Annotated in this window: 8 protein-coding genes and 1 pseudogene; 4 read left to right on the top strand and 5 right to left on the bottom strand. The window is 49.9% G+C overall.

Annotated elements, in window-relative coordinates:
• The first annotated feature begins 119 nt into the window (after positions 1 to 119).
• The 3 genes and pseudogenes from DXA74_RS16920 (at position 120) to DXA74_RS06725 (ending at position 6,838) form a co-directional block, all read left to right on the top strand.
• Positions 120 to 3,913, top strand: a pseudogene (locus tag DXA74_RS16920) (DUF4922 domain-containing protein).
• A 12-nt stretch (positions 3,914 to 3,925) separates the two neighbouring features.
• Positions 3,926 to 5,194: an MFS transporter gene (locus DXA74_RS06730; protein ID WP_118526016.1), complete on the top strand. Its 1,269-nt coding sequence runs from the start codon at positions 3,926 to 3,928 to the stop codon at positions 5,192 to 5,194.
• 138 nt (positions 5,195 to 5,332) lie between these two features.
• Positions 5,333 to 6,838 (top strand): Gfo/Idh/MocA family protein, encoded by a 1,506-nt coding sequence (locus tag DXA74_RS06725; RefSeq protein ID WP_118526014.1) that lies wholly within the window; start codon positions 5,333 to 5,335, stop codon positions 6,836 to 6,838.
• A gap of 863 nt (positions 6,839 to 7,701) precedes the next feature.
• Here DXA74_RS06725 and mazG read toward each other — a convergent pair.
• Both mazG and DXA74_RS06715 read right to left on the bottom strand, forming a co-directional pair.
• The gene (mazG, locus tag DXA74_RS06720; RefSeq protein ID WP_118526012.1) at positions 7,702 to 8,493 is read right to left on the bottom strand and encodes a nucleoside triphosphate pyrophosphohydrolase; all 792 of its coding nucleotides are present in this window, start codon (positions 8,491 to 8,493) and stop codon (positions 7,702 to 7,704) included.
• 86 nt (positions 8,494 to 8,579) lie between these two features.
• The gene (locus DXA74_RS06715; RefSeq protein ID WP_118526010.1) at positions 8,580 to 11,225 is read right to left on the bottom strand and encodes a valine--tRNA ligase; all 2,646 of its coding nucleotides are present in this window, start codon (positions 11,223 to 11,225) and stop codon (positions 8,580 to 8,582) included.
• A gap of 220 nt (positions 11,226 to 11,445) precedes the next feature.
• On the opposite strand from DXA74_RS06715, the gene DXA74_RS06710 reads away from it, so the two are divergent.
• Entirely contained in the window at positions 11,446 to 12,303 is an 858-nt protein-coding gene (locus tag DXA74_RS06710) for an ATPase (RefSeq protein ID WP_147401048.1), read from the top strand.
• 189 nt (positions 12,304 to 12,492) lie between these two features.
• On the opposite strand, the gene DXA74_RS06705 is transcribed toward DXA74_RS06710, so the two are convergent.
• Genes DXA74_RS06705 through DXA74_RS06695 form a run of 3 tightly spaced genes read right to left on the bottom strand, consistent with a single transcriptional unit; the run spans position 12,493 to position 13,966 of the window.
• Positions 12,493 to 12,975, bottom strand: a complete 483-nt coding sequence (locus tag DXA74_RS06705; protein ID WP_147401047.1) for a hypothetical protein — start codon at positions 12,973 to 12,975, stop codon at positions 12,493 to 12,495.
• An 18-nt stretch (positions 12,976 to 12,993) separates the two neighbouring features.
• Positions 12,994 to 13,377 (bottom strand): hypothetical protein, encoded by a 384-nt coding sequence (locus tag DXA74_RS06700; RefSeq protein ID WP_147401046.1) that lies wholly within the window; start codon positions 13,375 to 13,377, stop codon positions 12,994 to 12,996.
• A 49-nt stretch (positions 13,378 to 13,426) separates the two neighbouring features.
• Positions 13,427 to 13,966, bottom strand: a complete 540-nt coding sequence (locus DXA74_RS06695) for an RNA polymerase sigma factor (protein ID WP_118526100.1) — start codon at positions 13,964 to 13,966, stop codon at positions 13,427 to 13,429.
• Positions 13,967 to 13,991 lie beyond the last annotated feature (25 nt).

Genomic DNA, 13,991 nt, shown 5'->3' with positions numbered 1-13,991 from the left:
ATCAAAATAATTCTCGTTCGTAGGCAAAGTTACGGAAAAAACAGAAAACTTTCATAGCAATCCGTGGCTTATTATTATATTTGCATTTATTATCATATCAAATAAAAAATCATTTACACATGAAACACCTAGTTGACTGCTTTGTTCCTTATCTGTCCCCGGAACAGGCAAAACCGCTTCTCCACGCCTGGAACTGCCTGCCTCTTGTTCGCCAGACCAGCCTGCTCTGCCTGCCCGGAAGCGATGTCGCTGAAATTCCCGATACCCGACTCCTGAATGCATCCAAAGGACTGTTCTCGTCCGACTGCATGCTCCAGATAGCCCGCGAAAGCCACGCCGAATATTGTCTGCTCTATACCAAGACAACCCCCGTAACGCCCGAGCCTTACGCTCTGGAGCGCATGGTGCGCGTGGCAGACGATTCCCAGGCCGCCCTGCTCTATTCCGATTTTTATGAAATCAAGAATGGAGAGCTTCAGGCGCACCCGGTCAACGACTATCAGGAGGGCAGCGTGCGCGATGATTTCCAGATGGGCTCCCTGCTGCTCATCCGCACCGAACTGCTCCGGAAATATCTGGACGAGGCACCGGAAACGGACTATGCCTTTGCCGGACTGTATGACTTGCGCCTGTTCCTGAGCCGGCACGGAAGCATCGTGCATCTGGATGAGTTCCTCTACACGGAGCAGGAAGACGACCTGCGCCTCAGCGGAGAGAAGAACTTTGACTATGTGGACCCGAAGAACCGCCAGGCACAAATCGAAATGGAACAGGCCTGCACGGAACATCTGAAAAAGATACAGGCCTACATCGCGCCCGAAAGCATCCGCGGCATCTGTCACGAGGGTGACTTTCCGGTGGAGGCCTCAGTCATCATTCCCGTACGCAACCGGGCACGCACCATCCGCGATGCCATCGAAAGCGCTCTGGCACAACAGACGGATTTTGACTACAACGTGATCGTCGTGGACAATCACTCCACCGACGGGACTACGGAGATTATCCGGTCGCTGGCAGCACAAAAACGTGTGATTCACCTCATTCCCGAGGAAGGACATCTGGGCATCGGAGGCTGTTGGTGTCTGGCCGTGAACCATCCGCAGTGCGGACGCTTTGCCGTGCAGCTGGACTCCGACGACCTGTATAGCAGACCCGATACTCTGCAAACCATCGTCAATACCTTCCGGAAAGAGCAGGCCGCCATGGTCATCGGCTCTTACCGCATGACCGACTTCCAGCTCAACACACTGCCTCCCGGCCTCATCGACCACAAGGAATGGACAGCAGAGAACGGTCACAACAATGCCTTGCGCATCAACGGTCTGGGCGCACCGAGAGCGTTCTTCACTCCGTTATTACGCGAGCTCCAGATCCCGAACACCAGCTATGGCGAAGACTATGCTCTGGGACTGATGTTCTCACGGCATTATCACATAGCCCGCATCTACACGGAACTCTATCTGTGCCGCCGCTGGGAAGGAAACTCGGATGCCGCCCTGAACATCACACAGACAAACAAGAACAATCATTATAAAGACAAGCTGCGCACCCTGGAAATCAAGGCGCGCCAAAGAGAAAACCAACGATGAATTCCAACTATCCAAACATATCCTGCACGGATTTTTTCCAGCAGCAGCTGGCCGGATGGCCCGAAGCGGCAGAACGCTTCCGGAATCTGGAAGAAACGTGCCGCAGCAAGGAGTTGCCCTATGAATACTTCTGCCTGAAAGCGCAGTTCAACCCGGCACGCGTCCAGTCGGCAAAGGCAAAAACCGACAAACAGTCCATCAAGCGCCGCTCGTGCTTCCTCTGCGACGACAACCGGCCCAAAGAACAAATGTATCAGAACATCTGCAAGGGATACCAACTGCTGGTCAATCCCTTTCCCATTCTGCCGATACATTTCACCATCGTGGCCGAGACACACCGTCCGCAGGAAATCCTGCCGGCCTTCTCTTCGTACCAGATGTTATTGAACCGGCTGTCTCCGTATATCGTGTTCTATAACGGCCCGAGTTGCGGTGCCTCCGCACCCGACCACATGCACTTTCAGGCCGGCAGCAAGGGATGTGTGCCGATAGAAGCGCGCTGGGAAACGGACTATGAACCTTATCTGGAGTATCTTTATCCCAAGACTACAGCAAGAGGGCCTCATGCCCCGACGCCTCATTACGGTATTTTCCTGCTGCTGAACTACCCTACTCCGGTGTTCGTGCTGCGCATCCATAAGGACATTGATGCCAGTCCGCTCTTTCGCGTCGTATATCAGGCACTCGAAAAGTTTTCCGACACCCTGCCCCAGACCGAAGAACTGCTGGACCAGGAGCCGATGATGAATCTGCTGGGCTGGCAAAAGGAAGGCGGTGAACAGATTATCCTGATATTCCCGCGCAGCAAGCACCGTCCGGAGGTGTACTACCGGGAGGACGACCAGCAAATGTCGGTCAGCCCGGGAGCCATCGACATGGGCGGCCTGCTGATAGCCATCAGCGAGCAGGACTATGACCGGCTCACTCCGGAAAAGGCCTCGGAAATCCTGAGTGAGGTGGGAATCAGCCGCGAACAAAGCGACCTGATCACAGAATATATCACCGGCAAAGCTCCGGCCCTGCCCCAATCGGAACCTGAGATTCAGGTGGGTATCCTCAGTCAGGAAGAGGTGACCTTCGTATTGAACGAACCTTATCAATGCAACGGACAGCGTGTAACGGGCGAACAGACCGTGAGCTGCCGGAACGGAGAACTGCTGTGGAACGGACAGTCGTACCCCCGGCTCTACCTGACGCCCGAAGGAGAAGGAAACTTCACCCTGCCGGCAGTGACCATAGGAATCAACTTCCACTGGCAGCAGAAAGAAGCACAGACCTTTCAGGGCGGCATCATGCTGAAAGCACACGAAGGACTGGTGGTGCTGATCAACCGGGTGAAAGCCGAGACCTATCTGAGCAGTGTCATCTGCAGTGAAATGAATTCCGAGAGTCCGTATGAATTCCTCAAAGCGTCGGCCATCATCAGCCGCAGCTGGGTTCTGTCACAGATTCTCCAGAAAAAGCAAAAGACATCGGCCACCGGTGTGTGTGGTTTCAGCAATGAAGAAGAAATCATCCGCTGGTATGAGCAGAGCGAGCACAAACTGTTCGACGTGTGTGCCGACGATCACTGCCAGCGCTATCAGGGCATCAGCCGCATCACTTCCGAGCGCAGCCGGAATGCCGTACTGGAAACACGGGGCGAGGTGCTGCTCTTCAATCACGAAATCTGCGACGCACGATTCTCGAAATGCTGCGGAGGAGCCACGGAAGAATACCGCTACTGCTGGGACGACCATCAGGTGCCTTATCTCGTGGCACACGGAGACACCGTCCCGTCACAGGCTGCCGACCTGAGTCGGGAAGCGGATGCCGCCGCATGGATATCCCAAAGCCCGGAATGTTTCTGCAACACCAACGACCGGGAACTGCTCGGACAGATTCTGAACCATTACGACCAAAGCACTACGGACTTCTTCCGCTGGACGGCAGTCTGCCCTCAGGAGCTGCTTCTGGAACGGCTGCAGGAAGCCACAGGCATCGATTTCGGACAGGTAACCGATATCGTTCCCATAGAACGGGGACCGGGCGGCCGTCTTTCACGCATCCGGATTGTCGGAACAAAATACTCGAAAATCATCGGCAAGGAACTCGAGATACGCCGTCTGTTTGCCAAGACCCATTTATACAGTGCCGCCTTCATGATCGAGAAAGGTCCGGAAGCCGACGGTGCACCGAAGGAATTCATCCTGCACGGCGCCGGCTGGGGACACGGTGTGGGCATGTGCCAGATCGGGGCCGCTGTGATGGGCAAGAAAGGATACGACTACCGGCAAATCCTGAAACACTACTACCCGCATACCCAAATCAAAAAACTCTACTAAACAAGAATATTCATGAAAAACCAAAACAATAATCCCTGGAAATGGATTCCGACCCTCTACATCACCGAGGCACTTCCTTATGTCACGGTGATGAGTATCTCGGTCGTCATGTATAAAAGGCTGAACCTGTCGAATGCAGAAATCGCCCTCTACACCAGCTGGCTCTATCTGCCGTGGGTCATCAAGCCTTTCTGGAGTCCGGTGATCGATCTGCTCCGCAACAAGCGGTGGTGGATCATCATCACCCAGATTCTGTTGGGAGCAGGACTGGCCGGAGTGGCCTTCTGCATCCCCACAACACATTTCGTGCAGAGCACCCTCGCCTTCTTCTGGCTGGTGGCCTTCAGCAGTGCCACCCACGACATTGCCGCCGACAGCTTTTATATGAGCGTTCTCAAGGAGCATGAGCAGGCGCTCTATGTCGGCATCCGCAGCACATTCTACCGCGTCGGTACTATTGCCGGACAAGGCTTGCTCATCATGCTGGCCGGCACTCTGGAAGTCTATACCGAAAACATAGCCCGGTCCTGGAGTCTGATGTTCTACATTCTGGCCGCTCTCCTGATTCTTATGGCAGCCTATCACAAAGTAATGCTGCCACGAAACGAAAGCGTTCCTCCGCAAGCTTCGGCACGGTCGCGCGACTTCCTGAAAAACTTCATGAACGCCTTTGTCAGTTTCTTCCGCAAGCCGCAGTTTCTGGCCGGAGTGCTTTTCATGTTGCTTTTCCGCTTTCCGGAGGCCCTGCTGATCAAGGTGGCCAACATGTTTCTGATAGACCCCGTCAGTCAGGGCGGACTGGGATTGACAACTCAGGAAGTCGGTCTGGCACAAGGCACCATCGGCGTGCTCGGACTGACACTCGGCGGCATCATCGGCGGCATTGCCATCGCACGCGGCGGACTGCGCCGGTGGCTCTGGCCCATGACCTGGAGCATCACCGTGCCCAATCTCGTTTATGTATATATGAGCTATTATCATCCCGACTCGCTGTTGCTCATCAGCAGCTGCATCTTTTTGGAACAGTTCGGCTACGGATTCGGCTTCTCGGCCTACATGCTCTATCTGATTTATTACAGTCGCGGCAGATACCAGGCAGCCCACTATGCCATCTGCACCGCTTTCATGGCTCTGTCCATGATGATTCCGGGGATGTTTGCCGGTTGGATACAGGAACAGATCGGATATTTCTATTTCTTCCTTTTTGTCATGGCCTGCTGCCCGTTAACCATTTGGGTATCCTCACTTTTGAAAATTGATCCGTTGTTCGGTAAAAAATAATAAGGTGCATTTTTTTAAATGCATTAAAAAAAACAAACTTTTTACGTATTAAAAATCACAATCTTTGGAAAAAATAAAACATTAAACTATCTTTGTCGCTCGAAGAATTTAATAACACCCTAATTAAACAAAATTCACATGAAAAAAGTACATTATTTATTGGCTAGTGCTTTTGCTATGATGCTTACCTGGTGTCCAGTACAGAGCACTTCTGCTGCCAATGAAGGCAATGAACCTGCCTTGAATTACCACTTTACTACTAAATGGAAACGCGGAAAAGACGGTGTTATCCGTACAGTCGTTCCAAAACGCGAAAAGGGTCAGGAAAATGTTCTGGAACTGAAGACTCCAGCTTTGAAGACCGTACGTGTTGGATTCGTTGGTTTGGGTATGCGCGGACCAGGTGCCGTAGAGCGTTTCACTCACATGAAAGATGTTGGTCTGAATGTACAGATCGTAGCACTTTGCGACCACGAAGAAGCACGTGCTAAAGGTGTAAACGAAAATATCGTTAAGAAGGCTGGTCTGCCAGCAGCTGATATCTACAGCGGTCCGGAAGGTTACAAGCAGTTGTGCGAGCGCAACGATATTGACTTGGTTTACATTGCAACAGACTGGAACCACCACGTACCTGTAGCTCTCTATGCTATGGAGCACGGCAAGCATGCAGCTATCGAGGTTCCTTCTGCAATGAGCTTGAAAGATTGCTGGGACTTGATCAACATGTCAGAGAAGACTCGCAAGCACTGTATCCAGTTGGAGAACTGCTGCTATGACTTCTTCGAATTGAACACTTTGAACATGGCTAAGAAAGGCTTGTTCGGTGAGGTAATCCGCGGTGAAGGTGCTTACATTCACGATTTGAGCGACTTCTGGGCTTACTACTGGAAGAAGGATGCAAACGACAAGCTGGGATGGCGTTTGGAATACAACAAACTGCACAAAGGTGACGTATACGCTACTCACGGCCTTGGCCCTGTAGCACAGGCTATGGATATTCACCGTGGTGACCGTCTGACTACTTTGGTTGCTATGGATACCAAGTCTGTTATCGGTAAGGGATTGGTAGAGAAAGCTACCGGTAAGGAGTGCAACGACTTCCAGAACGGTGACCACACTACTACTTTGCTGCGTACAGAGAAGGGTAAGGTTATTGAAATCCAGCACAACGTAATGACTCCTCAGCCATACAACCGTAAGTATCAGCTGACTGGTACTAAGGGTTTTGCCAACAAGTATCCGGTAGAGGGTTATGCATTGCAGGGTAAGGAAGTTAAATTGGACGGTGTGCCTAACCACGAGAACCTGTCAGCTCACGGCTTCTTGCCAGCAGAGGCTCAGCAGGCATTGGTTAAGCAGTACCAGCACCCATTGATCACTGAGGTCGGCGAAAAGGCTAAGAACGTAGGTGGTCACGGCGGTATGGACTTCATCATGGACTACCGTATGGTTTACTGCTTGCAGAACGGTCTGCCAATGGATATGGACGTATATGACTTGGCTGAGTGGTGCTGCTTGGCAGAGTTGGGTTACCTGTCAATGTCTAACGGATGTGCTCCAGTTGAAATTCCTGACTTCACTCGTGGATACTGGAACAAGATCGACGGTTTCAAGATGTATAAGACTGAGAACACTTGGTATTAATCATCTGACCATATAAATAGAAAAAACTGCATCGTGCGTTACGATGCAGTTTTTTTTATGTCTTCTTAAATAGGATTTCCTAAAATGCCCGGACCTGGGAGCTGAATGCTTCCATCAAGACACCTCAAACTAATTTCATACAGAAACCGAAAACACAGCAAAAGCAGAAACATATCAGAGGCAAAGCAATGAAAGAGAAAAAACATGCCTGCAAATATGAAGCAAACAGATAAAAGGTCTAGCTCAGCACCGACATATCCTCTTCAGAAACCGGGCATCAGGAAAGACCGAAAAGCAAAATGACAGTTTGTCAAAACAGAGTTCTGAGACTCTAAAATATACGCCCTGCTCCAGGAAAGATTTCAAAATAAAGATTCTCAGCAAGCTGTTTTTCTAAGAAACACTTGAAGGAGAAGAAATTAGCCCTTGTTTCTATACTTATCTTTCTCCGGAAAAGAGCTGAAAAAAGTAGCAATGAGGCAAGTTAAAAAGAACACTTCGATAATTTTTCTCAGCCTTCCCAATGATTTTCTGCAATCATCAGGGTGATTCTTCTGAGTGACCCTGAGAGTTTCAAACGAGAAACACACCGAATTTTCATTTTAAGGGGCTGTTTTCTGTATAAATATTGACTTAAAGCTGCATAAATCGGAGGGCTGAATAAATATTTATGCAGAATTCTTTCCAGAATACTCTTTCTGAAAAATGACAAGAAAAGGCATAGCCCGAAATTTTCTTACCCAAGAAAGAAGAAATCCAGAAATCAGGAGCAATCTGTCATTTTAGGATGACACCCACAAACAAACCATGCGAAACATAAAAAAAGGTTCTGACAACCTGCTCCGGTCATCAGAACCTGAAAATCAACCCTGGCGCTCCAAAGCCTTAGCCTCGTTCCAATAAGCATCCATCTGCTCCAGAGTAAGGTCTTTGAAATCCTTACCACTCTCCTTGACTTTCTGCTCCAGATAATTGAAGCGACGGATAAACTTCTGATTGGTATGCTCCAGCGCATTGTCGGGATTTATGTGATACAGGCGGGCCGCATTGATCAAGCTGAACAGGAAATCGCCGAACTCTTCGGTTGACTTTTCCTTGTCTTCCTTCTCCAGCTCCACCTGAAGTTCTCCCAGTTCTTCGCGAACCTTGTCCCAAACATCAGTACGCTCCTGCCAGTCGAAGCCTACATTGCGTGCCTTGTCCTGAATGCGGTAAGCCTTGATGAGCGAAGGCAGCGCGTTGGGCACTCCGGAAAGCACGGTCTTGTTTCCGTCCTTCTCCTTCTGCTTGATCTGTTCCCAGTTGCGGCTCACCTCATCGGCCGTCTGTGCCTGCACGTCGCCGTAAATATGCGGATGGCGGAACTTGAGTTTCTCTACCAGACGGTCGCACACATCGGCTATGTCGAACTGTTCCTTCTCACTGGCTATGCGGGCATAGAAGGCCACATGGAGGAGCACATCGCCCAACTCCTTACAGATGTCCTTCGTGTCGTCCTTCATCAGGGCATCACACAGTTCAAAGGTTTCTTCTATCGTGTTGGGACGCAGGCTTTCGTTGGTCTGCTTCTTGTCCCACGGGCACTGTTCGCGCAGCGTGTCGAGCACATCCAGAAAGCGCCCGAATGCCGCCATTTGTTCTTCTCTTGTATGCATGATTATCTGTTTTACCGTTTATTAAAAAATCACGACAGGGAAACAAGCCCCTGCCGTGATTGTCCGTATTTTCTTGCTATAAAGTATTATCCCAACTGAGCCAGACTCTCCTTGATCGAAGCAATCTTACTCTCGGCATCGGCCTGTTTCTTGCGCTCCATCTCCACAACAGTCTGAGGAGCATTGGCCACGAACTTCTCGTTCGACAGCTTCTTCTGTACTCCTGTCAGGAAGCCCTGCAGATACTTCAGCTCAGCTTCGAGCTTCGCCTTTTCAGCCTCCACATCGATCAGGTCGCCCAAGATTACGGCATACTCGGTAGTACCTACCATAAACGAAGCGGCTCCGCTACCCTTCTGCTCTACGGTGTCGATGCTCTTCAAGTTGGCCATCTTCATGATGACGCTGTTCAGAGCGGCAACCGGATTGCTGCCTACCACCTCAAGGGCGAGCAATTCCTTCGGAGAGATGTTCTTCTGGTTGCGCACAGTACGCACACCGGCTACGATTTCCTTAGCCTGCTCAATAGCGGCCACCAGAGCCTCATCCTGCTCTGTCGGTGCAGCAAAGTCAAGAACATCTACCATGATGCTCTCACCGGCCTTGCGGTCGTACAGGTGCTGCCACAACTCCTCAGTGATGAATGGCATGAACGGATGCAGCAACTTGAGCAGTGAGTTGAAGAAGGACAGGGTCTTGGCATAAGTCTGCTCGTCGATCGGCTCGCCGTATGCCGGCTTGATCATTTCCAGATACCAGCTTGAGAACTCGTCCCAGAAAAGTTTGTAAACCACCATCAGAGCCTCGCTCAGACGATATTTCTTGAACAGATCGGCCACCTCGGCAGCAGTCTTTTTCAACATGGCGTCGAACCACTCCACAGCAATCTTCGCGCTCTCCGGCTGTTCCACAGCAGCAGTATTCCAACCCTGTACCAGGCGGAAGGCATTCCAAATCTTGTTGTTGAAGTTACGTCCCTGCTCGCACAGTGCCTCGTCGAAGAGGATATCGTTACCGGCCGGTGCAGAAAGCATCATACCCATACGCACACCGTCGGCACCGAAGCGCTCAATCAAATCCAGCGGATCAGGACTGTTACCCAGTGACTTACTCATCTTGCGTCCCAACTTATCGCGCACGATACCGGTGAAGTAAACATTCTTAAACGGCATCTTGCCTTCGTACTCATAACCCGCCATAATCATTCGGGCTACCCAGAAGAAGATAATATCCGGACCGGTTACGAGGTCGGCAGTTGGATAATAGTAGCTGATTTCCTCGTTGCCCGGGTTGTTGATACCGTCGAACAGAGAAATAGGCCACAACCAAGAAGAGAACCAGGTGTCGAGCGCGTCCTCATCCTGACGCAGATCGGCCAGAGTCAGCTCGGCGTTGCCGGTCTTCTCCTTAGCCAGTTCCAAAGCCTGCTCCGGAGTCTCAGCTACCACGAAACCGCCCTGCGGCAGGAAGTAAGCCGGAATGCGGTGTCCCCACCATAACTGACGGCTGATACACCAGTCCTTGATGTTCTCCATCCAGTGCTTGTAAGTGTTCTTGTATTTGGCCGGATAGAATTTGATCTCATCATTCATCACCGGTCCCAGAGCGATCTTGGCCAGGTGCTCCATCTTGAGGAACCACTGCATAGACAGCTTCGGCTCGATAGGCACATTGGTACGCTCAGAGAAACCTACCTTATTATTATAGTCCTCGATCTTCTCCAACAGACCGGCCTTCTCCAGATCGATGGCAATCTGCTTGCGCACATCGAAGCGGTCCATGCCCACGTACATACCGGCAGCCTCGCTGATAGTACCGTTGTCGTTGAAGATATCAATAGTTTCCAGATTGTATTTCTCACCGAGCATGTGGTCGTTGATATCGTGTGCCGGAGTTACCTTCAGACATCCGGTACCGAACTCGATATCCACATAAGTATCCTCGATGACCGGAATGCAACGACCCACCAGAGGAACAATCACACGTTTGCCCTTCAACCAAGTGTTCTTCGGGTCTTCCGGATTGATGCACATCGCAGTATCACCCATGATGGTTTCAGGACGTGTGGTAGCTACCACAGCATAACGTCCGCTTCCATCCGGCTGACCGTTCTCGTCGGCCACCATATATCTCAGATAATACAGCTTGCTGTTCTCTTCCTTATAGATTACCTCCTCATCAGAAAGGGCAGTCAGTGCCTTCGGGTCCCAGTTCACCATGCGCACACCGCGGTAGATGAGTCCCTTGTTATACAGGTCGCAGAACACCTTGATGACGCTCTTGCTGCGGATTTCATCCATCGTAAAGCCGGTGCGGTCCCAGTCACAGCTGGCACCCAACTTGCGCAACTGCTTCAGAATGATACCTCCGTGCTCCTCAGTCCATGCCCAGGCATGCTTCAGAAACTCCTCACGGGTCAGGTCAGTCTTCTTGATGCCCTGTGCGGCCAGACGGTTCACTACCTTGGCCTCAGTGGCAATAGAAGCGTGGTCGGTACCCGGCACCCAGCAGGCATTCTTGCCTTCCATACGGGCGCGGCGCACCAGAATATCTTGAATGGTATTGTTCAGAACGTGTCCCATGTGCAACACACCGGTTACGTTTGGCGGTGGGATTACCACGGTATATGGCTCGCGGCCATCGGGCTTAGAGCTGAACAACTTGTTGTCAAGCCAATACTGATACCATTTTTCCTCTACATCTGCAGGATTGTACTTACTTGCTAATTCCATATAAATTTGTTGTTTATCTATTCATATTATGTTGCAAATTTACACAAAATCGGGTAAACTACCACAGAATATGACGGGATAAATCTGCGGAAGACCTCTTTTCTTGCTTCAAAGCAAATTCTGAAGGATCAGAGACAGCCCCAACAATATCTCCGGAAAAGCTGCCGCGAAAAAGGCTTTTTTACTATTTTTGCACGAAATGCCAAAAAACAAAAAGATTATGATACTGATTACAGACAGCGGTTCCAGCAAATGTACCTGGTGCTTTGCCCTGGAAACCGACAGACAGATACGCATCACCACCACGGGAATCAACCCTTCGACACAAGACCGCGAAGTCATTCTGAACATCATCCATCAGGAACTGTTTCCGGCCCTTCAGAAGCAAGAAAATATCTTCTCGACCTCAAAACCGGAAAAGATTTTCTTTTACGGTGCCGGCTGCACAGAAGCCCGAAAAAGCTTTATGGCCGAAATCCTGCAAGCGTGTTTCGGAACAAAGACCATAGAGGTATACAGCGACATGCTGGGAGCTGCCCGCAGCCTGTTTCAGCAAAGCACAGGAATTGCCTGCATTCTGGGAACCGGAGCCAACTCCTGTCTGTACGACGGCAAAAAGATAGCCGCACAGACTCCGGCACTGGGCTATATCTTAGGAGACGAAGGCAGCGGAGCCTATTTGGGAAAAATACTGCTGCGGGCTTTGTTCAAGGGAAAGTTGCCGGCACCCATTCGGCAAGCCTTTCAGGAAGAATACGGACTGGATATGGGCACCGTCATCGAGCGTACCTACCGTGCTCCTATGGCCAACCGTTTTCTGGCCTCGCTCACTCCTTTCCTGCATCGGCACAAAGATGAAAAAGAAATACATGCGCTGCTCTGCAACGCCTTCGACGATTTCATATTCTATAATCTGGAAGCATACCGGCCGCAAAGCACACAGGTTTCCTTTATCGGAAGCATTGCCTTCTATTTTCAGGAAGAACTGAAAGAATGTCTCCAGCAAAGAGGCTTCCAACTGGGAACCGTGATCCAGGACCCAATGGACGGCCTATTGAAATACTATATCGGTAAGTAGATTGTTAAAGGCATTTCAGGTGTTTTTACAGAATAAAACACAAACATGTTTTATAACATAAAAATATATTTGTAATGTTAGAAAAATACAATTACCTTTGCATCGTTATCCTGAAAACAATCTTTTTACCTTAAGACAAAACTAATACCTAAAAACGAAATAAAGGGACGCTGAGAAGCGCCCCTTTTTTTATTTCTTCGGACCTTGCGAAGGTATCAGCTTAATAAATCTCTTGTTACTGGGAATGTTCTGCAACATCCGGCGATGGAACTTGTCTTCGGCAATCATCACGGCGTGTACCTTCTTCGGAGACACCACCTTGCACATCTTCTTAAAGTAAGCCTGTTCCAACTCGGCAGACTCCACTTTCAGTTCCATAATCCGCTCCACGCACTCCTTGCACTCCTTTTCCGTAGGATTTTCATTTTTGTGTATGCGCTTGAGCTTCATGATTTCCTTATTGATTTTCCGCTGTTTGTCATGCAACTCATGATATAACGGAAAGAAGTTCTTGGCGTCGAGTGCCGTCATACCGGTACTGAGAATAATATAATCCTCCATTTCCTCACGGAATTTTTGCGGAGAAAAGTTGTGTGGCCCGTTCTGCTGAGCCGAAAGTTCGGTCAGCCATCCAAAGGCCAGCAGAACAATCAGTAACAATTGTTTTTTCATAACAATAAAACTCATAAATTAATTTGAACCTGTGAGATACATGGCAATCTCACTATTATCAACCAAAGCATAGTCCAGCATGTCCTCCATATAGAGCGACTCAGTTTCCGAAGAAACATTGATTTCGCGCTCCACAGCCACAGAGGCAACCGGAGTTTTTGAAGCGGAAGCCTGCTTCAGATAAATCCAGGCACCGGTCACGGCCACAGAACAGAGCACCGCCGCTGTAGCCAGCCAGTAGCGCAAATGGCGCACCTTGGCAGTCGGCGTGTGCACTACCGGAGCATTCTTTTCCGGCAATTCATTCATCAGCCGCTCCGCAAAGTCTGCGAAATAGTTCTCCGGCACGGTGAATGGTTCTTTGTTGCCAAACTTTCTACGAATAATATCTTCTTCTCTCATAATGACTCCTACTTTGTACACCTATAAGACAATACAAAGACGAAAAGGTTTAATCTTCTTCTTGAAAAAATTCTGCTATCTTTTTGACTGCGTGATGATATGTGGCCTTCAGCGCCCCGACAGTCGTGCCGAGAATCTCGCTGATTTCTTCATACTTCATGTCCTGAAAGTATTTCATCTGAAACACCAGGCGCTGTTTCTCCGGCAGACGGGCTATGACTTCCTGCAACTGGGCCTGCAACTCGTCTCCGTCAAAAAACTCATCGCTCATCAGGAAGTCAACCACACTGGAGTCTTCATCCAGACTAAAATGATTTTTCTGCTTCTGCACAAAATTCAGCGCCTCATTGATGGCGATGCGATAAAGCCAGGTGGAAATTTTGGAATCGCCGCGAAAGGATTCCAGATTGGTCCACGCCTTGATAAACGTGTTCTGCAAAAGATCATTTGCATCATCGTGCGACAGTACAATCCGGCGAATCTGCCAATAGATAGGTTCGCTGTATACCGACACCATACGGGCAAAAGCGGCACGCTGCATGGATTTGTCCTGCAACTGCCTCACCAGTTCTTCCTCATTGATTGTCATATTCATTGCCTAGGCACAGTGTATG

Source organism: Bacteroides sp. OF04-15BH (assembly GCF_003477995.1).
GTDB lineage: Bacteria > Bacteroidota > Bacteroidia > Bacteroidales > Bacteroidaceae > Paraprevotella.
This window is presented reverse-complemented; position numbering and strand designations above follow the sequence as displayed.

Coding starts and splice junctions, on each gene's coding strand:
- DXA74_RS06730 (WP_118526016.1), top strand. CDS start 3,926: ATGAAAAACCAAAACAATAATCCCTGGAAATGGATTCCGACCCTCTAC.
- DXA74_RS06725 (WP_118526014.1), top strand. CDS start 5,333: ATGAAAAAAGTACATTATTTATTGGCTAGTGCTTTTGCTATGATGCTT.
- mazG (WP_118526012.1), bottom strand. CDS start 8,493: ATGCATACAAGAGAAGAACAAATGGCGGCATTCGGGCGCTTTCTGGAT.
- DXA74_RS06715 (WP_118526010.1), bottom strand. CDS start 11,225: ATGGAATTAGCAAGTAAGTACAATCCTGCAGATGTAGAGGAAAAATGG.
- DXA74_RS06710 (WP_147401048.1), top strand. CDS start 11,446: ATGATACTGATTACAGACAGCGGTTCCAGCAAATGTACCTGGTGCTTT.
- DXA74_RS06705 (WP_147401047.1), bottom strand. CDS start 12,975: ATGAAAAAACAATTGTTACTGATTGTTCTGCTGGCCTTTGGATGGCTG.
- DXA74_RS06700 (WP_147401046.1), bottom strand. CDS start 13,377: ATGAGAGAAGAAGATATTATTCGTAGAAAGTTTGGCAACAAAGAACCA.
- DXA74_RS06695 (WP_118526100.1), bottom strand. CDS start 13,966: ATGACAATCAATGAGGAAGAACTGGTGAGGCAGTTGCAGGACAAATCC.